The following is a 21,459-nucleotide window of genomic DNA, read 5'->3' as shown; positions in this document are numbered from 1 at the left end:
CACCACAAACCGGCACATACAGACATCACACGCAATAACTACATCTTTGCGTTGGCAGCTGCCCCGATCACAAGTCAAACTTAAACCCGAAATTATACCTCGGCCGGTAAAACTCCGCCTGCATCGTTCTGTCTGAAACGCCCTGGTAATAACGCAACACCTGGTTGGTGAGATTGTTCGCTTCGGCAAACACGCGCAGCTGGCGCGTCAGTTTGAAAGAGGCATTGGCGTCGAGGAAGAACTGTTTGTCGTAATAACGGTCGTCGAAAGCGGATCCGCCCAGTTCGTCGAGGTAAGCGGCGGCATAGTTGCCGGATAAACGCGCGGAGAAACGTTTGTTCTCATACGACAGCGATGCATTGAACATGTGCGGCGCGGTGCCGGGCAACGTCACACCGGTGCGTTTTTCGCCATCGCCGTTGTACACGCCTTCGGCGGAGGATTTGGTGTAGGTATAGTTCATATACACCCCGAAACCTTTGAGGAAACCGGGCAGGAAATCGAGCTGGCGCTGCAGGGCCACTTCAAACCCGTACACCTTCACACTGTTCCCGTTGCGGGCCTGTTTGTACGTCCAGCGTTCGCCGGCGGGCACGGGGTTCTTTTCAGCAGGATATTCGGCGGCGAATTTTTCGGTGGAATATTGCTGGTCGCTGTACATGTAAATGAAATCGCGGATGTGCTTGTAAAACACGCCCCCGGAAAGGATGCCGACGGATTTGAAATAATGCTCGGCCATGAGGTCGAAGTTCCAGGCGTAGGCCGCCTTCAGATTGGGATTACCGGCGGTCAGCGCTTCATCGTCGGCCACACTGCTCAGGTAAGGGGCAATATCGTAATAGTTCGGGCGGGCGATGGAAGTGGTCGCGGCGAGGCGGAGCACGGTCTGGCTGTTCACATCGTATTTGAAAGACAAACCGGGCAACACGTTGAGGTAGCTGTTCTTCACGCTGCGCGTACCGGCCAGCTCTTCCTCGTCTTCCACCACGTTCCCCTTATAATCGATGTTCGTATTTTCAAAACGCACCCCGGCGATCATCGACAGGCGGGACGACAGATCCTGGTCCCAGCGGAGATAACCGGCCATGATGGTTTCTTTCGCAGTAAAGTTAACGGCGAGATATTCGGCGGGATTGTCGTTCTGTTCGAACAGTGCAGGGTTGGTCAATGCAAGCCCGCCGAGGAAAGAATTTTTGACGAACGAACCGGGATTGTATTTTTTCCCGGGCTGAAACCCTTTCCCGTCGCTGGTGTACAGCGGAATGGAAGAGAGTTTGCCGAAATCCGTCACCGGCTCGTATTCGAAGAAATTGTTCGCACGCTTTTTATCTTTCAGGCGCAGCCTTCCCCCTGCTCTCAGCCGCCCCTTCTGATCGGGCAGCACGCTGAAAGGGAAACGCAGGTTCAGTTTCAGGCCCAGTTCGTTTTCACGGGTGTAGTCGTGGTTCTCCGACAGACCTTTAAACTTAAAATCATTGGGAGTGCTTCCCTGTGAAGTGAGGTTCGGGAAACGGAGATCGGATAAATCGAGCGACACGGGTACGTCTTTCTGCTGGAACTCCATGTAACGCTCATTGGGACGGTCTTCGCTGGCGGTGGAATAACTGGCGGCCCAGTCGAGGTCTACTTTGCTGCCGATCAGGTGCTCGCCGCGGAGAGAATAATTCTGTACCCGCTGGTCTTCGAGCCGCCTGTTTTTATTACGCCCGTTGTCGATGCCGCCTTTGGTTTCGCGGCGCAGCGTTGCGGCATAGCCGGTGAGGTTGTCGCTGGCGTCGTATTCGGGCTCAATGTCCACCATCCGGAGGCGGTAGCGGTTCTCCCGGTCGTCGCGCCAGTTGTACATGGCATTGGCGTATACCGTGTTGCTGGAATTGATCCTGTAATCCAGCGCGGCGGAGAGGCTCCGGCGAACGCGCTGTACATAATACTTGCGGATTTCTATCTCTTCGGTGAACACCTTGTCTTTATCGTCTTTCGCCCACACGGCCTCCACATTGTCGGAACCGTAATCGTTGTTATTGTACGATGCGCTCAATACCGCGCCGAACCTGTTTTGAAAAAAGCGGTTGCCCAACACGAGCGATGCATTGTAGAGCGGTTTGTTGCGGATGGGATTAAAGCCGCCGGACAAGGTAGCGGAAACCCTTGGGCCATTAGGTGTGGCACGCGTCACGAGGTTCACGGAACCGCCGATGGCGTCGGCGTCCATATCGGGGGTGAGCGTTTTATTCACTTCGATGGTCTGCACCATGTCGGAAGGGATAAGGTCCATCTGTACCCGGCGGTTGTCGCCTTCGGCGGACGGGATGCGGTCGCCGTTCAGGGTCACGGCATTCAGCTCGGGCGCCAGGCCGCGGATGATGATATTACGCGCCTCGCCCTGGTCGTTCTGCATAGTGATGCCGGGAATGCGTTTGATGGCATCGCCGATGTTGGCATCGGGGAAACGGCCGATCTGGTCGGCCGATACGATGTTGGTCACATTGGGATTGTTCTTCTGCTGGTTGAGCGCTTTGGCCTGCCCGCGCAGGCGGTCGCCCAGCACCACTACTTCATTCCCGGAAATGCCGCCGGCCTCCAGTTTGAAATTCACCACCGCGTTCGCGCCGGCTTTTACGTCCACGCTTTGCGATGCTCTTTCATAACCGATATAGGTGACCTTCAGCGTATAACTGCCTGCAGGCACACCGAGGAACTCAAAACGGCCCTGCTGGTTGCTCACGGTGTAGTGGTTGCCGGGATGCAGACGAAGGGTGGCGCCGGGCAGCGACAAATGCTGGTTGTTGTCGATCACCTGGCCGGTAACCAGGCCGGTACCCTGGGCATAGCCGGCTATGCTCAAACAGGATAAAAGAAGGAATGATAAAAATGTTTTCATGCGGTAAGTCTTTTTTGCAGACGCCACAAAGTTGTGCCCCGCACCGCCCCATTGGCAAATTTCCGGCGTGAACAAAAAGGCTACAGCATTGCCGGGCATCGTGAACAAAGGGGCAACATGCCCTCTTTAACCTGTTGATAATCAAACATCGTGTCCGTTACAAAATGCCTGTTAAGAAAACGTTACCACTAAAGCGACTGTATAAAAACCGACAGGCTTTCGCCTTGCGGAAGGTTCAGTTTTTTACGGAGGCGGTACCGCACCACCCGCAAACTGTCGGGCGAGATGCCCAGTAAAGTGGCAATGTCGCCGGAGTTGAGGTTCATCCGCAGCAGGGCGACGAGGCGGAGATCTCCCGGCGTCAGGTTTTCGCAATAGCCTTTCAGTTTATCGAAAAACGACTGGTGCACCTGTTCAAAAATGCCCCTGAACTCATCCCAATGCTGGTCGTGATTAAAGTTCTGGTTGATCTGGTGCTGCAATTGCTTCAGTTGTTTTTTCTGGTCGCGGCGGTCTTCCCGCACCATTTCCTCGAGGCGGGCATGTAGCGTTTCGAGCAGCTGGTTTTTCTGGATGATGTGGAGGGTGTGGGTACTCAGTTCTTTCGACCGTACTTCCAGTTCCTGCTTCAGGGTATGCTCCTGCAACTTTTTGTGTTCCATTTCCGATTCCATGAGCGCCTTTTCGATCTCGTAATGCCGGCGTTCCTGCGCATTGAGCAACTGGGCGTTGCGGATCTTCAGCCGCTGCCGGCTGATCACGAGCGCGGCCGTCACCACCAGCAGCAGCCCCACGGCCACCAGGGCGAGGGTGATGTTGCGGGCGTTGCGGAGGCGGCCTATTTCGTTGTTCTTTTTTTCGATGTCGTACATGGTTTGCAGGAGCGCCACCTGCCGGCCGTTTTCCTGTGAGTAGATCTGCAACAGATGATGGCGGCTGAGTTCGAGGTAGTGATAAGCGCTGTCGTGGTTCCCCAGGCCGTTGTGCGATTTGGCGATGTCGCGGTAGGCGCTGCTTACCTGGTATTGTTCGTTGCTGCGCAATGCGAGGGCAAGCGCGGCGCGGGATTGTTCCAGCCCTTCTGCGTAGCGGCCGGTTTTGCGCAACACGTCGCCGAGGTTGTTCAGCACTTCGATGCAGGCCAGCGAATCGCCCATTTCGCGGTTGAGCCGGAGGGCCTGGCGGAAGTATTGTGCGGCGGAATCGTAGCGGGCGAGGTCTTCATAAATGCTGCCCAGGTTCTCATAAATCTTGGCGGTGCCGGACCGGTCGTTGATCTGTTGGTATTGCGAGAGGGCGAGTCGCTGGTAGTAGTACGCGCTGTCGTATAGCTGCTGCTTCTCATAGAGGTGCCCGATCTTGCCGTGCGTGAAGGCCATGCCGGCGGGATTTCTTACGCGCCGGTAAATATCGAAGGCCTCGTTGTACATCGTGCGCGCCTGTGCAGGCTGGCGGTTATAATAATATAAGGTGCCGATGTCGTTGAGGTTGTCGGCATGAAGGAGCGTTTCGCCTTCCTGCTGGAAGAGCCGGCCGGCCTGCAGGTGATAGTCGAGCGCCTGGGGGTAATGCCCGAGGTGGTAACAGATGCGCCCCATCTCCCGGAAACAGCGGGCGGCCACAAGCCAGTGCTGCTGCTCCATGGCACGACTGCCGGAGTCTTTCAGGGCCAGGAAAGTGGTGTCGGTGAGCGGCCGGCGTTGTTCCGGCATGTGGATGATCAGTGTTTTTTCTTCCTGCGCGTAAAGGCTGCCCGTGATCAGCAGCAGCAACAGGATGCGGAATAACGGCATCATACCGCAAAGAAAGTGTTCTAATGTTATGTTATTATTAAGGCCCGTCTGGCATCATTTTAACCGGATCAATCCCTACTTTTACATCCACCTAAACCGGACCAATTATGAAGGAAAGAGTGATCAGGGCGCTCTACAACAGCAACACCGTCACCGTGTACCAGGCGTTCAATTCCGACATCGCCCGAACGGCCGTAAAAAACCAGACCTTCGTTTCCCCGCCTTTCAAAAAAGAAAGGATGACCTGGATCAAACCCTCCTTCCTCTGGATGATGTACCGCGCCGGCTGGGCCACCAAAGAAAACCAGGAACACATCCTCTCCATCCGGATAAAACGCGAAGGTTTTGAATGGGCGCTGAAAAATGCCACGCTCGCACATTTCGATGATACGGTACACTCCTCGCAGGACGGCTGGAAGGAAACCGTGCAGACTTCACCCGTGCGCATACAATGGGACCCTGAAAAAGACATCCGGTCGCAACCGCTGCCCTACCGCTCCATCCAGATCGGGCTGTCCGGCATCGCCGTGGAAAAATACATCGCCGACTGGATTGTGGGCGTGGAAGACATCACGGCTTATTGCAAACACGTTCACCGGCTCGTGCAATCCGATAAAACGGACGAAGCGGGGGCGATGCTGCCCGTGGAGAAGCCCTACCCCCTCCCGGACGGGATTGCTTCGAATATCAACGCTTCCTAGGCCTACTTGAGCCCAACTTTCCGCTGAATTTCAACTACTTAGCCAATCAACCGTAATTACTTTCAGGAAACTCGGATCCCGATTAGCCTGAAACCGTTACTGCTATTGTCTTTCAATGGGGTTGCGTCATATCTCCTTTATATTTCCGTCATATCTCCTTCATAGTTGCGTCATCCTATTTAAGATATGGCTTAACTATAGAAGAATTATGTTGAAATAATACAGGAAATATGGCGGGTTATTTATAAATGACAAAAGGAGAACTATATTAAGTCATTGTTATTCAACTATTAACGATCATAACACAACTGAACACCAGGCCTTTCAAGGCGAAGCCGGGGAAGAAAGGGATGGCGGAAGGGCATAAAAAAGGGCTGCCTCACGGAGACAGCCCTCTATACAGTACATTTAGCGCATTATTATTTCATGATCTCATGCCCCAGCTTGTCGCGCTTGGTTTTGAGATAAAATTCGTTGTGCGGGTTGGGATGTATCTCGATACCCACGTTTTCCACGATCTCCAGCCCGTAACCGCTCAGCCCGGCGCGTTTGCGCGGGTTGTTGGTGATGAGGCGGATTTTGGTCACGTGCAGGTGGCGGAGGATCTGTGCGCCCACGCCATAGTCGCGCTCATCCATGCCGAAGCCGAGTTCCAGGTTGGCTTCCACGGTGTCGCGGCCCTCTTCCTGGAGTTTGTAGGCCTTCAGTTTGTTCATCAGGCCGATGCCGCGCCCTTCCTGGTTCATATACAGGATAAGGCCTTTTCCCTCTTTCTCCACCAGTTGCATGGCGGCCTGCAGCTGTTCGCCGCAGTCGCAGCGGAGCGAATGCAGGATATCGCCGGTCACGCAGCTGGAGTGCACGCGTGTCAGCACGGGCTCGCCGGGCTCCCAGTCGCCTTTTTTAAGGGCCATATGGATGTCGCCGGTATTGAGCTGTTTGAACGCCACCAGTTCGAAGTTGCCGTATTTGGTGGGCATCTGCACGCGCACCTCTTCTTCGATGAGGGTTTCGGTGCGGAGGCGGTATTCGATCAGGTCTTTAATGGAAATCAGCTTCAGGTCGAACTTTTTGGCGATCTCCCGCAGTTCGGGGAGGCGGGCCATGGAACCGTCTTCGTTCATGATCTCCACCAGTACGCCGGCGGGCTCGAAGCCTGCCAGGCGGGCCAGGTCGATCGTGGCTTCGGTATGGCCGGTGCGGCGCAGTACCCCGCCTTTTTTGGCCCGCAGGGGGAAAATATGACCGGGTTTGCCCAGCTCTTCAGGACGGGTTTCGGGATTGATCAGCGCCTGTACGGTTTTGGCCCGGTCGTGCGCCGATATGCCGGTGGTGCAGCCGTGGCCCAGGAGGTCGACAGACACCGTGAAAGGCGTCTGGTGCAGGGCGGTATTGTCCCGCACCATCAGTTCCAGCCCCAGCTCCTCGCAGCGCTCCTCCACCAGGGGGGCGCAAATGAGGCCGCGGCCGTGGATACTCATAAAATTGATGATCTCTGGTGTTACATTCCGGGCGGCAGTAATAAAATCCCCTTCGTTCTCGCGGTCTTCGTCATCCACCACGATCACGAGTTTTCCCTGTTTTATATCCTCAATGGCGGATTCAATCGTATCCAGCATAATGTCTCCTCTGTTAGATAAAAGAATGTGCAAAGTTATGACATAAATTCCAGTTGCAAGGGTACGGCTGATAAAGGTGCATAACTTGTCATATAACGTTTATTTTCATTTGAAATTTTTGAAATTCTACAGTTGCATTTGAACATTTTCACCTCAAAAAAGGTTTTACACTTGTTCAATCAAAATCACGGAGGCCATTTCCTTCGAAAAATAGAAGTTGTAACAATTTGTTAATTTGAAGTTAAAGTTTGAATAGCATATTTCTTCATCTTTGCACCATCATCTTCATCAAATCTGTTGTTATGGGATTTAAAAAATTACTCATTACATTATTATGTGTACTGGGAGTCGCCACCGCATTTGCGCAGGTGACAACCAGTGGACTGAATGGCATTATCAAGGACGATCAGAACCAGGGGCTGCCGGGTGCGACCGTGAAGGCGACCCACCTCCCCACCGGAACCATCTACGGTACCACCACCCAGCCGGACGGGCGTTATACCATCCCGAACATGCGGGCCGGCGGTCCCTACAAGGTGGAAGTATCCTTCATCGGCTACTCTACCCAGACCTTTGACGATATTCACCTGAAACTGGGCGTGGCCCAGAAACTCGACGCCACCCTGGCCAGCGGCTCACAGCAGCTGAAAGAGATCAGCGTAACCGGCCAGCGCGGCGGTATCATCAACCCCAACAACAGCGGCACGGCGGTGAACATCTCCCGCAACCAGATCGAGAACCTGCCCACGGTAACCCGCAGCGTACAGGATTTTGCCCGTCTGAGCGCACAGGCAAGCACCTATTCCAGCGGCAGCGACGGGTCCCCCCTCGGTATTTCATTCGGCGGCCAGAATAACCGCTACAACCAGTTCGCCATCGACGGCGCCATGGCCAACGACGTGTTCGGTCTGGCGGCATCGGGCACCAACGGCGGCCAGGCAGGCGCCAACCCGATCTCCATCGAGGCCATCGATCAGATCCAGGTGGTACTGAACCCTTACGACGTTAAACAGAGCGGTTTCGCCGGCGGCGGTATCAACGCCATCACCAAAAGCGGCACCAACGATTTTCACGGTGCGGCTTATTACCTGTTCCAGAACGAGGGCCTGGTAGGTAAATCCCCGAATGCCGTCAAATCCAAATACGGAAAGTTCAACAACGACATTTACGGCATCGGCATCGGTGGCCCCATCATTAAAAACAAACTGTTCTTCTACCTCAACGCGGAAAGGACGAAAAGAAGCAATCCCATCGAATTCAATCCTGATGATCCCGGCACCGGCGCTACCAACTATACGGCAGCGGAGCTGAAAGCGATCTCGGACAAGGTGAGGACCGACTATAATGTAGACCTCGGCCCATATACCGCCCAGAATAAAACACAGGAGTCTACCTCCATCCTCGCGCGTATCGACTGGAACATCAACAGCGTGCATAAACTCACCCTGCGCCACAGCTACCTCGATGCGAACAACATGCTGGGCACCAGCCGCAACCGCGATCAGGCTTATTTCCTGAACAGCTACTACGATTTCCCGTCCAAAACCAATTCCACCACCCTGGAACTGAACTCCCTGTTTTCCAACAAGATCAGCAACGAACTGAGGATCGGGCTGAACGTTGTAAGGGATAACCGCGATTATAAAGGAGAACCTTTCACCAACGTCAGAATTAACGACGCCGGCCGTACGTTCAACCTCGGCAGCGAGTTCTCCTCAACGGTAAATGCACTGAAACAGAACATCGTCACCCTGACCGATAACGTAACCCTGTACAGGGGCAAACACACGATCACGATCGGTACCAGCAACGATTTTTACAATATGAAGAACGACTTCATCCAGGCGAACTTCGGTGCTTACACCTTCAACTCCCTGAACGACTTCATGACCAACGCGAAACCGTTCCAATACCAGATCAACTACACCACGAACGATAGTCTTGCCAAAGATGGCGTGAAATTCTCCGCCGCCCAGCTGAGCCTTTATGCGCAGGATGAATGGGATGTGTTGTCCAACCTCCGCCTGACCTACGGTCTGCGTGTGGACCTCCCCATCTTCCCGACCAATCCTCCGGGCAACAGTACTTTCAGCAAAGACTTCCCCGGTTATTCCACCTCCATGCTGCCGAAATCCAGACCCCTCTGGGCGCCGCGCATCGGCTTCAACTGGGACGTGATGAATAACGGAAAAACGCAAATCCGCGGTGGTGTGGGCATATTTACCAGCCGTGTACCGTTTGTATGGATATCCAATCAGTATAACAATACCGGTAACCTGTACACCAACGTAAATCTGTCCGGCAACGCACTGCCTGCGGCATTCCGCATGCGGTTCAACAAAAACGATCCCTTCTACGGACAATACAGCGCGGCCAACCTGGCTGCCATGGGTGCGAACGTAGCAAGGCCCACCAATATCAACATCACCGCCGAAGACTTTAAATTCCCGCAGGTATTTAAAACCAACCTGGCGGTAGACCAGCAGCTGCCGTGGGGCATCATCGGTACCCTGGAGTTCAACTATTCCAAAACCATCAACAACACCATCTGGACGAACCTGAACGCAGAACGCACCAACAATACCATCACACTCGGCGGCAACGAAAAACGCCCGGTATGGGATACGGTGTACCGCAACTACGACCAGGTGCTGCTGCTCGATAATACCAACGAAGGTTACACCTACAACTTATCCGCAGAATTCACCAAAACCTCGTCCAAAGGCCTGTTTGCAAAAGTGGGCTACTCCTTCGGCGAATCTTATTCGCTGAACGACGGTACGTCTTCCACGGCGGGCTCCAACTGGCGCTTTCCGCCGAACACCAGGGGCCTGAACGAACTGGACCTGGGTTATTCCAAATACCGTATGGGCCACCGTATTCTCGGCGCCGTTGCACAAACCTTCAAATACGGCAATGGCAAAAAATGGGCGACGACCGTGAGCCTGTTCTACAATGGCCAGTCCGGCACACCTTACAGCTGGGTGTACTTCAACTCTGTTGACCCCACCGGCGACGACCGTGGCAGCAGCGGCAACAACGACCTCGTGTATGTGCCCACCCAGGCAGAAGTGGCCACCATGCGCTTCGAGACGATCACCAAAAGAGACCCGGCAACCGGCGCAGTAACGTACACCCGTACGGAAGCGCAGCAACGCGTCGACTTCGAGGAATTGATCCAAAACGACAAATACCTCAATTCTCACAGAGGCCGGAATACTGAAAAATACGATGTAAGAACACCGTTTGAGCACGTATTCGACTTCAAACTGGTGCAGGTGATCCCCATCGTCAAAAACCACAAGATCGAGCTGACTTTCGATGTGATGAACGTCGGCAATCTGCTGAACAGCAAATGGGGCCGTACCTACTTCATTACCAACAACGTATCTACCCCCATCACCTTCCGCAGGAACGAAGTGGCCGGTCCGCTGTATCAGTACGACAAAACCAGGCTGAACGATACCGACGGGAAGTTCACCCCGTACTTCACCAACAACTTTACCTCCCGCTGGAGAGGCCAGGTTGGCGTACGGTATAGTTTCTAAAAATATCACTCCTTTAAAAAACAATAGCCGCCCGTTGAGGCGGCTATTGTTTTTATGCCATCCGGAAGTTATTTTTAGCAACAGACAGACTTTAACCCGTTCTTATACCGGCCCCGACCTTTTACCCGGCATCCCGATATACCGGTATCAGAAAACCCTGGCCATGACCCGACAGACCCAAGCCTTTTTTTCACACATCAATATACAACTATGAAAATGACCGTTAAGAACCATGCCGTGCCCCGCGTACGCCTCGCCACCATGCTGGCGGCCCTGTTTTTCACCATCGCCTGCACGAAAGAACAGGTAAACGAACAACAAACCCCGGAAAAGAAAGATTGCCACTGCAACGCAGAAGGCGCCAACCGGCCCGGTGAACTGGTTACCCTTACCAACCAGCAGACCGGTAAACAAATAACGCTCAAAAAAGCCGGCGAAGACTACATCATGGGCGGAGACATGCTGCTGACGCCCGAACAGCTGACCATCCTCAAAGGCGGCCAGAAGCCGGAGCCCGGCGGCAGAACGTTCCGGGGAGAGTTCGCAAGGCTCTGGCCAAACAGGACCGTGTTTTACACCATCAACGCCAACGCGCCCGATCCCTGGAGCATACAGGACGCTATCGACCACTGGGAAGCCAATACCAACATCACGTTCGTACAGCGCACCAACCAGGCGAACTACATCGAATTTGTGGACGGCACTACCTGCGAATCATACGTAGGCATGAAAGGCGGCCGGCAGGAGATCCGGTTAAGCTGGCTGTGCGGCACCGGCAACATCATCCACGAAATCGGGCATGCGCTCGGATTTTTCCATGAACAGATGCGCGACGACCGGGGTAACTGGATCAACGTTCACACCGCCAACATCGCTCCCAATGCGATGATCAACTTCCAGACTTACTCGCAACTGGGCATCCCCGGCGCCGAGATCGGCACCTTCGACTTCGGTTCCATCATGATGTATGATTCCTGGGACTTTTCCATCAACAACCAGCCGACTATCACCCGCCTCGACGGCTCGACTTTCAACTCGCAACGCATCGGCCTCTCCGCCGGCGATATCGAAACCTACAATTACCTGTATAATCCGCCGTACATGCGGGTAACGTACGAAGAAACCTATAACAACAGCGACCCGCTGAGCGGCGTTTACGATTACGGCTGGAATTACCGCATCCGTTTTTACCAGGACGCTGCGCTGACCATCCCCTACACGCTGCAATACCCCATCGTGATGCTGCAGTACGCATGGCAGGAAGACCTGAACGGCTCCACGGGCGGTACAGGAAAAGTGGTGTTGCCCGCAGGCACCAGTCAATTTGTGCTGGGCCCTTCCTATTACACCGAGCAGAACGATTTCGGCAATGTGATCTATAAATCCTCTTACCGCATCGGGCCGGCTACTTTCCCGGGATACATCATCGTCAATAATTAGGCTTGCATAACGATGCTATAAATCTGAAATGGCCGCCCTGCGAAGGCGGCCATTTTTCTACAGGGCCGTTTTGCCCTTGTTCGGATCGGGAAATCTTGTTACGGATAGGAAAATATTTAAAATATCATTAACTTGAACCATAATTCCCATTACCCGAAACCATGAAATATTTACCAGTTGCCCTGACCATCATTGCCTTCGCCGTTTCCTGTACAAAAAAGCACGACCCGCCACCGCCGGAAAATCCCGGAGCGGTATCCGTACGCCTGCAGTTGTCGGGCGATTTTACCGTTACGGAAACAGGGCTGCCCATGGGCCGTAAAGCCAGTTCCGGAACGGCCTATACGAAAACCCTGCGCGACAGTACGGTTTACGCCGTGATCGTATACAGGCCGAATGGCGGCTTTTATTACGATATTTTCTCCAGCGGGCTTTTTAACCAGAGAGATTCCATTACCCTGCTGCTGCCGAAGACCGGCACGGCCAAAATCAGCGCTTTTGCACTGAAAAGAGGCAGCAGCGAAGGATTGTTCTATACCATGCAAAACGGGCTGCAGGCCTTTCCCTACCCGCTGCAAACGGTGATGAACAATCAAATGGATTCCCTTCACCGCTCATTGCAAACCAGGCAGTGGGATACACTCAGCTCCCTGCAGGTGGTGGACCCGGCGAACATGGCGCAGCCCCTGCCCTTCGCGGATTTGCCGGAACTGGACGCCTACCATGGCAGTACGATATTCAGCGTAACGAACATGGCGCCTACGTTGACGCTGCCCATGCGGCGCCTCGCTTTCGGGTTGAAACTGGAAGCGGTCAATTTCACCAGCGGCAAACTGGTGATTGAATTCCCGCAACAGTACGGCCCGACGGCTAAAACGGTGACGCCGGCCGATATCAATACCACGCAGTTCATTCACTCGTCGGACTACTTCAAGTATGCGGACAATCCGCAGCAACACGGAATGACGGTCCGCATCCGCTGGGTGAAAACCGACGGCAGCTCCGTTACGCTGGGTGAAAAGGTGATCATGGTCAAACGCAACATCCTCACCAAACTGCAGGTGACCATTCCCGGGCCGGGTAAAACCAGCGCCCCTGCCGGCATCACTGTGACCGATTCAGCACTTTCATTCTAAACTCCATATAATCCCGACATATGACATCACGCTATTTCCTGCTCGCGGCCCTGTGTATCTTCGCCGCAGCCTGTGCCAAGAAAAACGACCCGCCGCCACCCGCTCCGCCGGACAATAAAGAAACCGTCAAAGTGCAGTTCCGCCTCACCGGCGATATCCTGTCGTTCGATACCGACCTGCCTTTCGGTCGCCAGGCAGGCAATTCACCGGACTGGTACGGCCGCGCGCTGCGCGACAGCACCATCTTTGCCGTTATGGTACAAAAAGCCGACTCGGCATCATGGCTGCCGCCGCTTTATGCCAGCGGTATGTTCAGCCGGGCAGACGCCATCGTGCTCGACCTGCCGGTGAACCTGAAAGTGAACATCATTGTGCGCGCCTTCCGCAAAGGTTCCGGCGGCGGCATCTTCTACACCTGGAAAAACGGGCTGCCTTATTTCGACGCTCCTCTCAAAGCCACGCTCAACAACAGGATGGACACGCTGCAACGCGCCATGACAGACACGGTGAGCTGGGTACGGGTGACCGACCCGGCGGACTCCACGAAATCGTTCGGGGAAAAAGTACATCCCGAGGTGGACTTTTTCCGCGGCTCCACCACATTCGTGGTATTGCCCAGCCCGGTGAGCCAGACGCTCAGCCTGAAGCGCATGTCGTTCGGCGTCAAACTCAGTTCACCTAACTTCACCACGGGCAAACTGCTGCTGGAGCTACAGGGCAGCCATCCCCAGAGCGTAACGCCGGCCGACATCAACACCCGGTACTTCGTATTCGGTTCCGACGTCTTCAAGTTCATGCAGCAGTTCACGGGCCATGTGGCCATCAAATGGCAGAAGCCCGACGGCGCCATCGTATCGCTGGGAGAAAAAGACATTGTGTTCAAACGCAATGTGCTGACCAAAATAGAAGTGAAAATCTCGGAAGACGGGCGGGTGAACCTCGATCCGGTGATTACGGAAACCGACTGGAGCGGCACCGAAACGGTGGTATTCTGATCGCAGTTAACAATGATAAAAAGGGCCGGCGTTTGTAGCGCCGGCCCTTTGTTTTTTTATGTTCTCACCACCCAGTCGAGGAACTCCGGCATCACGCCGGCCCAGGTGGCTTTGTCGTGTTTACCGCCTTCAACGAGGGTGTAGTGAATATGTTTTCCTTTTTCGTACCCCTTTTCTTCGAGCAGGGCCACCAGTTCTTCCGTATCGTCCACCGCGTCGATCACGCCGTTGATGTTACGGTCGGCCGCTTCGTCGTTCGTACCGGCTTCAAAAAAGAAACGCAGGTCCGGGTGAAAGCGCCCTTCCTTCACCTGGCGGTGCATGATGCGCTGTTGCGGCGTTTCATTGGAAGCGCGCCACCAGAGCGAGCCGGAGAATACACCGGCTTTGTGGAACTGCTGGGGATGATTCCACACGATGTCGAGCGCGGACAATCCACCCATGGAAAAACCGGCAAAGGTTTTATCGGGAAACTGCTGGTGGTAACGGCTTTCGAGGAAAGGCAGCAGTTCGCGCAGGATGAAACGGGTGTAGAGCCCGGCTTTGCAACCCCTGCCCTGGTAATCGATGTGTTTGGCGGTACCGTACTCCTGCAGCCTTTGCGGGCCGGCATGGATAGCCACTACCCAGAGCGACGGGTGGCTGGTGTTGTGCAGATGCTCCAGGATCGACGGAAAACCCATCTCCTCCAGGTCCTGGCCGTCGTTCATCAGCAACAGGTGCGGCGTGGCGCCTGTATTGGGCGGCAGGTAACAATCGAAAGCCACTTCCCTTTGCAGGAAAAGCGAATACTGTCCATATGATTCTTTTCTGGGGAGCATAAGCAGACGGGTTATGACTAAAGTTAAAAAAATTGCGCCAGAGTTGAAACGAATAAATGTTAATTTACGGAGATGAAGATCATATACGCCATTTTAGGGGTCCTGCTTTATGGGGGCGCAGCGGCACAACTGCCGAAGGTCTACGCCAAACATTACGAAGGCGACCGCCTGGGCATTACTGTTGTATACGAGAAGCTGAAGCCCGCGGCGCCCGATACCGCCAAAAAATTCCTGCTGATCACCGGTATCCGCTTTACAGCATGCAACGAGCGGGGAACGCCGAAAAAAAGTTTCGTGGAAACCCTGACGAGCATCGACGCCGCAGTCCAGCAGCAAATAAACCTGCTCGGCACCGGAGTGAAAGCCGGTACTTTCACCTATAACTGCAGCCAGCTGGGATATTATTATCTGAGCGACACTGCGGATGTGCGGGCCGTACTGGAAACTTTCTACAAACAGAACTTCCCGGAATACGGTTCCCATATATACCTGCGGCCGGATCCTCAATGGGAGGCCTATCTCAAGTACCTGTACCCGGACGAAAGCCGTGGCGCCGTTTTGCCGCCGCTCCGGTAAATATTTATTTCCTGCCCCACCTTTGAGAAGCCGTAAATTTTCGTGAAATTCGTAACGTATCCTGTGAACCCTTCAAACAATTACCTAAAACCGTTCCTTTGACTGAAAACTACTATAAATGGCATTCGTCGCGCATCGGCCGTGATTTTGAAATGCTGGTCTTCGGCGAGGGCGGCTTCCCGCTCATCCTGTTCCCTACTTCCATGGGCCGTTATTACGAAAGCAAAGACCGCGGGCTGATCGACGCCGTGGGCTGGTTCGTGCGCAACGGGCTGGTGAAGATCTATTGTCCGGATGGCCTCGACGTGCACACCTGGTACAACAGAAACGCCCATCCCGCCGAAAGGGCCCGTAACCATACCTTATACGACGAACTGATCCTCGAGGAAGTGATTCCCCGCGCCATCGCGGAAACGGGGTATGAAAGGGTGGCCGTGGCCGGGTGCAGCTTCGGCGGGTACCATGCCGCCAACTTCGCGTTCCGCCATCCCGAGGTGGTGGCTTACCTGTTTTCGATGAGCGGGCTGTTCGACATCCGTTCGCGTACCGACGGGCATTATGACGATAACGTGTATTTCAACAACCCGATGGATTACATGCCGGACAATGCGCATCCCGACCTCTGGCGCATGGGCATCGTGCTCGGCGCCGCGGAAACGGACGTATGCCGCGGGCAGAACGAGCAGCTCTCCGGCATCCTGCAACAAAAAAGCATACAGCACTGGCTCGACGTGCGTCCCGATACCGTACACGACTGGCCCGTGTGGCGGCAGATGCTGCCGCATTATCTATCGCTGCTGAAACCGCAATCATAAGCGGCGGGCGGCGACCGGCATTTGGTTTTACCCCTAAAACGCTGACGGATGAAAAAGATCGGCATTTTATTCGGACAGGAGAACACTTTCCCGCATGCCTTCGTGGAGCGGGTGAACCGCCATGCCGGGCCCGGCATCTGCGCGGAATTCGTGATGATCGACCAGGCGCTGCAGGGGCAGCCCGGTGAATACGCGGTGATCATAGACCGCATCTCGCACGACGTACCCTTTTACCGCGCCTGGCTCAAAAATGCGGCGCTCGACGGCTCGGCCGTGCTCAACAATCCGTTCTGGTGGAGCGCCGACGAAAAATTCTTCAACAACGCCCTGGCCCTCAGCCTCGACGTGCCCGTTCCCAAAACCGCGCTGCTGCCCAGTTTCGAGCAGCCCCCCGACACCAGTAACCGCTCCTTCCGCAACCTGCGGTACCCGATGGACTGGGACGCGATTTTCCGTTTCACCGGCTTCCCCGCCTATATGAAACCTTATGCCGGCGGCGGCTGGAAAGACGTGTACCGCATCGCCGACAGGGAAGATTTTTTCCGCAAACATGCGCAGACGGGGCGCGAAGTGATGATGCTGCAGGAAGAGATCGTCTTCGAGGAATATTACCGCTGCTACTGCATCGGCGGGAAACATGTGCGCATCATGCCGTATGAGCCGCGCAACGCGCCGGCAGACCGGTACAGGGCCGGTTTCCGGCCCGGCGAAAAGCTGCTCGCGGCAATGGAACATTCCGTGATCACGCTCAACCAGGCGCTGGGATACGATTTTAATACCGTGGAACTGGCCGTGCGCGACGGCGTGCCCTATGCCATCGACTTCTGCAACCCTGCCCCCGACGCCGACCTCGTTTCCGTCGGAGAAGAAAACTTCGAATGGGTGGTGGACACTATGGCCCGCTATGCCATCGGGCGCGCCAAAGCCCAGCGTTTCGGGCAGAACAATCTCACCTGGGGTACGTATATCCGTGAGAGTGCGCAGCCGCGTTAAGTGCAAACGTTTTAATTGGCAAATAATTCACGATCTTCATGGTTTGATTTGAATGAACAAACTCAGGCCGTCTATAAACATATTGATGCATGAATTTCTCCGCGTTTACCCTCGGAATTGAAGAAGAATACATGGTGCTCGACCCGCAGACCCGCGAGCTCCGCTCCCACGAGCAGAAGATCGTGGAACAGGCGCAGAAAGTGATCAAAGACAAAGTGAAGGCCGAAATGCACCAGGCCGTAGTGGAAGTAGGCACGCAGATCTGCGCCAACATCGAAGAAGCGCATGCGGACGTGACCCTGCTCCGCCAGACCATCCGGCAGATCGCCGGCGACCTGGGGTTCAACATCGGCGCATCCGGCACGCATCCTTTTTCGAAATGGGAAAAACAGCTCATCACCGATCATCCCCGTTATTTTGAACTGGTGAACGAAATGCAGGACGCCGCGCGCTCCAACCTGATTTTCGGGCTGCACGTGCATGTAGGCATGGAAAACCGCGAAATGGCCCTGCACATCGCCAACAGCGCGCGGTACTTCCTCCCGCACATCTTTGCCCTCAGCACCAATTCCCCTTTCTGGGAAGGCCGCAACACGGGTTTCAAATCGTTCCGCACCAAGGTGTTCGACAAGTTCCCCCGCACGGGCATCCCCGACTATTTCGCCAGCATCGAGGAGTACGATAACTACATCAAGCTGCTGGTGAAAACCAACTGCATCGACAATGCGAAAAAAGTGTGGTGGGACCTCCGGGTGCACCCGTTTTTCGATACCGTGGAATTCCGCATCTGCGACGTGCCGCTGACGGTGCGGGAAACCATCACGCTGGCCTCGCTGTTCCAGGCGGTATGCGCCAAGATTTATAAACTGCGCATGCAGAACCTCAACTTCATCATTTATAACCGCGCCCTCGTCAATGAGAACAAATGGCGCGCCTCCCGCTACGGCATCGACGGGAACCTGATCGATTTCGGGAAGGAAATGGAGGTCAATACCCGGGCCCTGATTTACGAATTGCTTGATTTTGTGGACGATGTGCTCGACGACCTGGGCTCCCGCTCCACCGCGGTAGACGGTACCCACCGCATCCTGGCCGAAGGCACCGGGGCCGACAAGCAGCTGAAAGCGTATGAGGAGGCCAACGACCTGGTGGCGGTAACCGATTATATACAATCCCGCTTTCTGGCGTAATTTTGCAGTATGAAGGTAGCCTTGTTAGATATGTACGAGGGGGTGGAAAACGAAGGGATGCGCTGCATCCGCGAACTGCTGATACAGTTTGCGGAAACGGAGCAGATCCCGCTGCAGCTGAATGAATTCGAGGTACGCCGGCAACGGCAGGTACCCGATCTTTCCTACGATGTGTACATCTCTTCCGGCGGCCCCGGCAGCCCGGTAGACAGTGCCGGCAGCGCCTGGGAACAGGCGTATTTCCGGTGGCTCGACGGGGTGCTGGAGTGGAATGCGGGGCCCAATCCCCGTAAAAAATACGTTTTTCTCATCTGTCACTCCTTCCAGGTGGTGTGCCGCTATTATGAGCTGGGGCAGGTGTGCCGGCGCAAATCCGCCGCTTTCGGGGTGTTTCCCGTGCATAAAACGGCCGGAGGGCTCGAAGAGCCGCTTTTTGGAGGACTGCCAGACCCGTTTCATATCGTGGACAGCCGCAACTGGCAGGTAGTGCAGCCCAACGAGGCCCGGCTGGCCGCCATGGGCGCCAGCATCCTCGCCATCGAAAAAGAAAGACCGCATGTACCGCTGGAACGCGCCACCATGGCTATCCGCTTTAATCCGTATATGATCGGCACCCAGTTTCACCCGGAAGCCGATGCCCCGGGTATGCGCAAACACCTGCTGCTGCCCGCCAAAAAACAGCGGGTGGTGGCCGAGCATGGCGCCGAAAAATACGACAGCATGCTGGAGCTGCTCCGGGAGCCGGACAAAATCCCGCTCACGCACGACACGCTGCTGCCCAACTTCCTGCACGATGCCTTGCTGCACCAGCGGGAATATCAATACACGTAAAACGTTGAAGACATTATGATCCCATCCGTCCGACAGGCATATAACCAGCAGTTTTCCACCGCACGGTACAATGCCCTGCTCCAGGGCCTCACCGCCGAAACCGGTATTACGCCTGACTTCAGGGTGGCTGAAACACCCGTGTTCGTTCCCCGCGCCCTGCAACAGCAACTGATCGATGCCGGCAACGCCATCAACGCCCTCATCATGCGGCCCGATTTCAGGGAACTAACGGAAGCGGCTATACCCAAACAGCAGCTGGTGCCGAAGGAAGATGCACATCCTCACTTCATCATCATCGACTTTGCCGTAACGCGCCAGGAAAACGGCGAGCTGGCGCCCCAGCTGATAGAGCTCCAGGGATTCCCCAGCCTCTTCGGTTTCCAGGAACTGCTGGCCCGCCATTACCGCCGGTATATGGACGTACCGCCCGGCATGAACAACTTCGGCAGCGGCCTCGATGCGCGCGGATATGCCGATCTGCTCCGCCGCACCATCGTAGCGGGCCACAACCCGGAAAACGTCATCCTGCTCGAAGTACTGCCGCAGCAACAGAAAACCCTCATCGACTTTGTATGCACCGGTAATATGCTCGGCATTCCCACCGTATGCCTGTCTGACCTGGTGCAGGACGGCAAAAAACTCTTTTACCGCCGCAACGGGCAGCTGGTGCCCGTGCACCGCATTTATAACCGTATGATCGCAGACGATGTGGAAGCCAACCGGGCGCGGCTGGGCGACACCGTGAACTTCCAGCACGAGCTGGACGTGGAATGGGCGCCGCATCCCAACTGGTACTACCGCATCAGCAAATACCTGCTCCCGCATGTGCAGGGGCCTTTTGCGCCCAAAGCCTGGTTCCTCCACGAAATTCCCGTGCTGCCGCAGGACCTGCACAATTATGTGCTGAAACCCCTGTTTTCTTTCGCCGGCCAGGGCGTGATCATCGACCCCACGCCCGAAGACGCCGACCGCATCACCGACCCGGAAAACTGGATCCTCCAGCAGAAAGTGGACTACGCCCCCGCCATTGCCACGCCCACCGGCCTGGCCAAATGCGAGATCAGGCTGATGTATTGCTGGCCGGACGATGCCCCCGCTCCCATCCTCGCCCATAACCTGGCGCGGCTGAGCAAGGGCAGGATGATCGGGGTGAACTTCAACCGCGATCACGACTGGGTGGGCGGCAGCAGTTGCTTTTTCGAATAAAACAATCCAATATATGCAACGCTTAAACATCAGTTCCGGCGCCCCCTGGGAATCCAAAGTGGGCTATTCGAGGGCGGTGCGCATCGGCAATGTGGTGGAGATTTCCGGTACCGTATCGGTAGACGGGGAAAAAGTGATCGGCATCAATGACGCGTATGAACAAACGAAACACATCCTGGCCAAGATCGAAGCGGTGCTCGTAAAGGCAGGCGCTTCGCTGCACGATGTGGTGCGCACCAGGATGTACGTGACCGATATCTCGAAATGGGAAGAGATCGGCCGGGCCCACGGTGAATTCTTCCAGGCCATCCGTCCCGCCACCACCATGGTGGAAGTAAGCCGCCTCATCGACCCGCAGCTGCTCGTGGAAATTGAAGCCACCGCCGTGGTGCCGGCGTTGAAAGGATAGTGTATTGTTACCTGCATGCTCCGCCGTTTTGCCGGCGTGGCATCAGCAATCCTGTGAAGGAGCCCGTTGATAATGCCCCCGCGGTACCGGCATTGAAAAGCATGCCCTGTTTGAAGCCACCCATAAAAAAAGCCGCCCGTTGACGGAGCGGCTCAAAAATTGAAAAGAAGGTATTACCGGCCGAATTTCTCCTGCCAGTGCAGCATCCCGCCTGCAAGGTTTTTTACGTTCTGGAAACCGTACGTTTCGAGCAGCATGGCTGCCTGTGCGCTGCGGTTACCGCTTCTGCAGTATACGATCACTTCCTGGTCTTTCAGGTTTTCCACCGCATCCGTCTGCATCGCGCGGATATCGCCCAGCGGCAGCAGGATGCCGCCGATGTTGAACTCCGCGTTTTCGTGGGGCTCACGAACGTCTACCAGGTTCAGGCTTTCGCCGCCGTCGATGCGTTGTTTTACTTCTTCCGCAGTTATATTTTCCATGTTGCGAATATTTTTACAAAGTT

17 protein-coding genes are annotated in these 21,459 nt (G+C 55.1%); 12 read left to right on the top strand and 5 right to left on the bottom strand.

Annotated elements, in window-relative coordinates; all coding sequences use genetic code 11:
- Positions 1–67 precede the first annotated feature (67 nt).
- Both EGT74_RS24505 and EGT74_RS24500 read right to left on the bottom strand, forming a co-directional pair.
- Positions 68–2,881, bottom strand: coding sequence for a TonB-dependent receptor (locus EGT74_RS24505; RefSeq protein WP_123849256.1), 2,814 nt, complete (start codon positions 2,879–2,881; stop codon positions 68–70).
- Between the two features lie 188 nt (positions 2,882–3,069).
- On the bottom strand, positions 3,070–4,677 hold the full coding sequence (locus tag EGT74_RS24500; protein ID WP_123849255.1) for a tetratricopeptide repeat protein: 1,608 nt from the start codon (positions 4,675–4,677) through the stop codon (positions 3,070–3,072).
- A gap of 104 nt (positions 4,678–4,781) precedes the next feature.
- Between EGT74_RS24500 and EGT74_RS24495 the strand changes: the two genes are divergently transcribed.
- Positions 4,782–5,375 carry a DUF4291 domain-containing protein gene (locus EGT74_RS24495; protein ID WP_123849254.1) on the top strand — a complete coding sequence of 198 codons (594 nt, stop codon included), beginning with the start codon at positions 4,782–4,784 and terminating at the stop codon, positions 5,373–5,375.
- A gap of 419 nt (positions 5,376–5,794) precedes the next feature.
- On the opposite strand, the gene EGT74_RS24490 is transcribed toward EGT74_RS24495, so the two are convergent.
- On the bottom strand, positions 5,795–6,994 hold the full coding sequence (locus EGT74_RS24490; protein WP_123849253.1) for a bifunctional 3,4-dihydroxy-2-butanone-4-phosphate synthase/GTP cyclohydrolase II: 1,200 nt from the start codon (positions 6,992–6,994) through the stop codon (positions 5,795–5,797).
- A gap of 302 nt (positions 6,995–7,296) precedes the next feature.
- On the opposite strand from EGT74_RS24490, the gene EGT74_RS24485 reads away from it, so the two are divergent.
- The 4 genes from EGT74_RS24485 to EGT74_RS24470 all read left to right on the top strand — a co-directional run bounded on the left by EGT74_RS24485 (position 7,297) and on the right by EGT74_RS24470 (position 14,113).
- Positions 7,297–10,542 carry a TonB-dependent receptor gene (locus EGT74_RS24485; RefSeq protein ID WP_123849252.1) on the top strand — a complete coding sequence of 1,082 codons (3,246 nt, stop codon included), beginning with the start codon at positions 7,297–7,299 and terminating at the stop codon, positions 10,540–10,542.
- A 210-nt stretch (positions 10,543–10,752) separates the two neighbouring features.
- Complete coding sequence (locus EGT74_RS24480; RefSeq protein ID WP_123849251.1) at positions 10,753–11,982, top strand: M12 family metallopeptidase; 1,230 nt, start codon at positions 10,753–10,755, stop codon at positions 11,980–11,982.
- Positions 11,983–12,143: 161 nt separating this feature from the next.
- Entirely contained in the window at positions 12,144–13,118 is a 975-nt protein-coding gene (locus EGT74_RS24475) for a hypothetical protein (RefSeq protein ID WP_123849250.1), read from the top strand.
- 20 nt (positions 13,119–13,138) lie between these two features.
- The gene (locus EGT74_RS24470; protein WP_123849249.1) at positions 13,139–14,113 is read left to right on the top strand and encodes a hypothetical protein; all 975 of its coding nucleotides are present in this window, start codon (positions 13,139–13,141) and stop codon (positions 14,111–14,113) included.
- A 56-nt stretch (positions 14,114–14,169) separates the two neighbouring features.
- Here EGT74_RS24470 and EGT74_RS24465 read toward each other — a convergent pair whose 3' ends face one another.
- Positions 14,170–14,934, bottom strand: coding sequence for an alpha/beta hydrolase (locus tag EGT74_RS24465; protein ID WP_123849248.1), 765 nt, complete (start codon positions 14,932–14,934; stop codon positions 14,170–14,172).
- A gap of 72 nt (positions 14,935–15,006) precedes the next feature.
- Between EGT74_RS24465 and EGT74_RS24460 the strand changes: the two genes are divergently transcribed.
- The 7 genes from EGT74_RS24460 to EGT74_RS24430 all read left to right on the top strand — a co-directional run bounded on the left by EGT74_RS24460 (position 15,007) and on the right by EGT74_RS24430 (position 20,954).
- Positions 15,007–15,510: a DUF695 domain-containing protein gene (locus EGT74_RS24460; protein WP_123849247.1), complete on the top strand. Its 504-nt coding sequence runs from the start codon at positions 15,007–15,009 to the stop codon at positions 15,508–15,510.
- A gap of 98 nt (positions 15,511–15,608) precedes the next feature.
- Positions 15,609–16,325, top strand: a complete 717-nt coding sequence (locus EGT74_RS24455) for an esterase family protein (protein WP_123849246.1) — start codon at positions 15,609–15,611, stop codon at positions 16,323–16,325.
- Between the two features lie 48 nt (positions 16,326–16,373).
- On the top strand, positions 16,374–17,318 hold the full coding sequence (locus EGT74_RS24450) for an ATP-grasp domain-containing protein (protein WP_123849245.1): 945 nt from the start codon (positions 16,374–16,376) through the stop codon (positions 17,316–17,318).
- Between the two features lie 89 nt (positions 17,319–17,407).
- Complete coding sequence (locus tag EGT74_RS24445) at positions 17,408–18,508, top strand: carboxylate-amine ligase (RefSeq protein ID WP_123849244.1); 1,101 nt, start codon at positions 17,408–17,410, stop codon at positions 18,506–18,508.
- Positions 18,509–18,517: 9 nt separating this feature from the next.
- Entirely contained in the window at positions 18,518–19,339 is an 822-nt protein-coding gene (locus tag EGT74_RS24440; protein WP_123849243.1) for a type 1 glutamine amidotransferase, read from the top strand.
- A gap of 15 nt (positions 19,340–19,354) precedes the next feature.
- Entirely contained in the window at positions 19,355–20,545 is a 1,191-nt protein-coding gene (locus EGT74_RS24435) for a hypothetical protein (protein ID WP_123849242.1), read from the top strand.
- 13 nt (positions 20,546–20,558) lie between these two features.
- Positions 20,559–20,954 carry a RidA family protein gene (locus EGT74_RS24430; RefSeq protein WP_123849241.1) on the top strand — a complete coding sequence of 132 codons (396 nt, stop codon included), beginning with the start codon at positions 20,559–20,561 and terminating at the stop codon, positions 20,952–20,954.
- 173 nt (positions 20,955–21,127) lie between these two features.
- Here the strand turns inward: EGT74_RS24430 and EGT74_RS24425 are convergent, their stop codons facing one another.
- Complete coding sequence (locus EGT74_RS24425) at positions 21,128–21,436, bottom strand: rhodanese-like domain-containing protein (protein WP_123849240.1); 309 nt, start codon at positions 21,434–21,436, stop codon at positions 21,128–21,130.
- Between the last annotated feature and the right edge of the window lie 23 nt (positions 21,437–21,459).

Source organism: Chitinophaga lutea, from assembly GCF_003813775.1.
Classification (GTDB): domain Bacteria; phylum Bacteroidota; class Bacteroidia; order Chitinophagales; family Chitinophagaceae; genus Chitinophaga; species Chitinophaga lutea.
The sequence above is the reverse complement of the archived record's forward strand: the minus strand, read 5'-3'. Positions and strand labels throughout refer to the sequence as shown.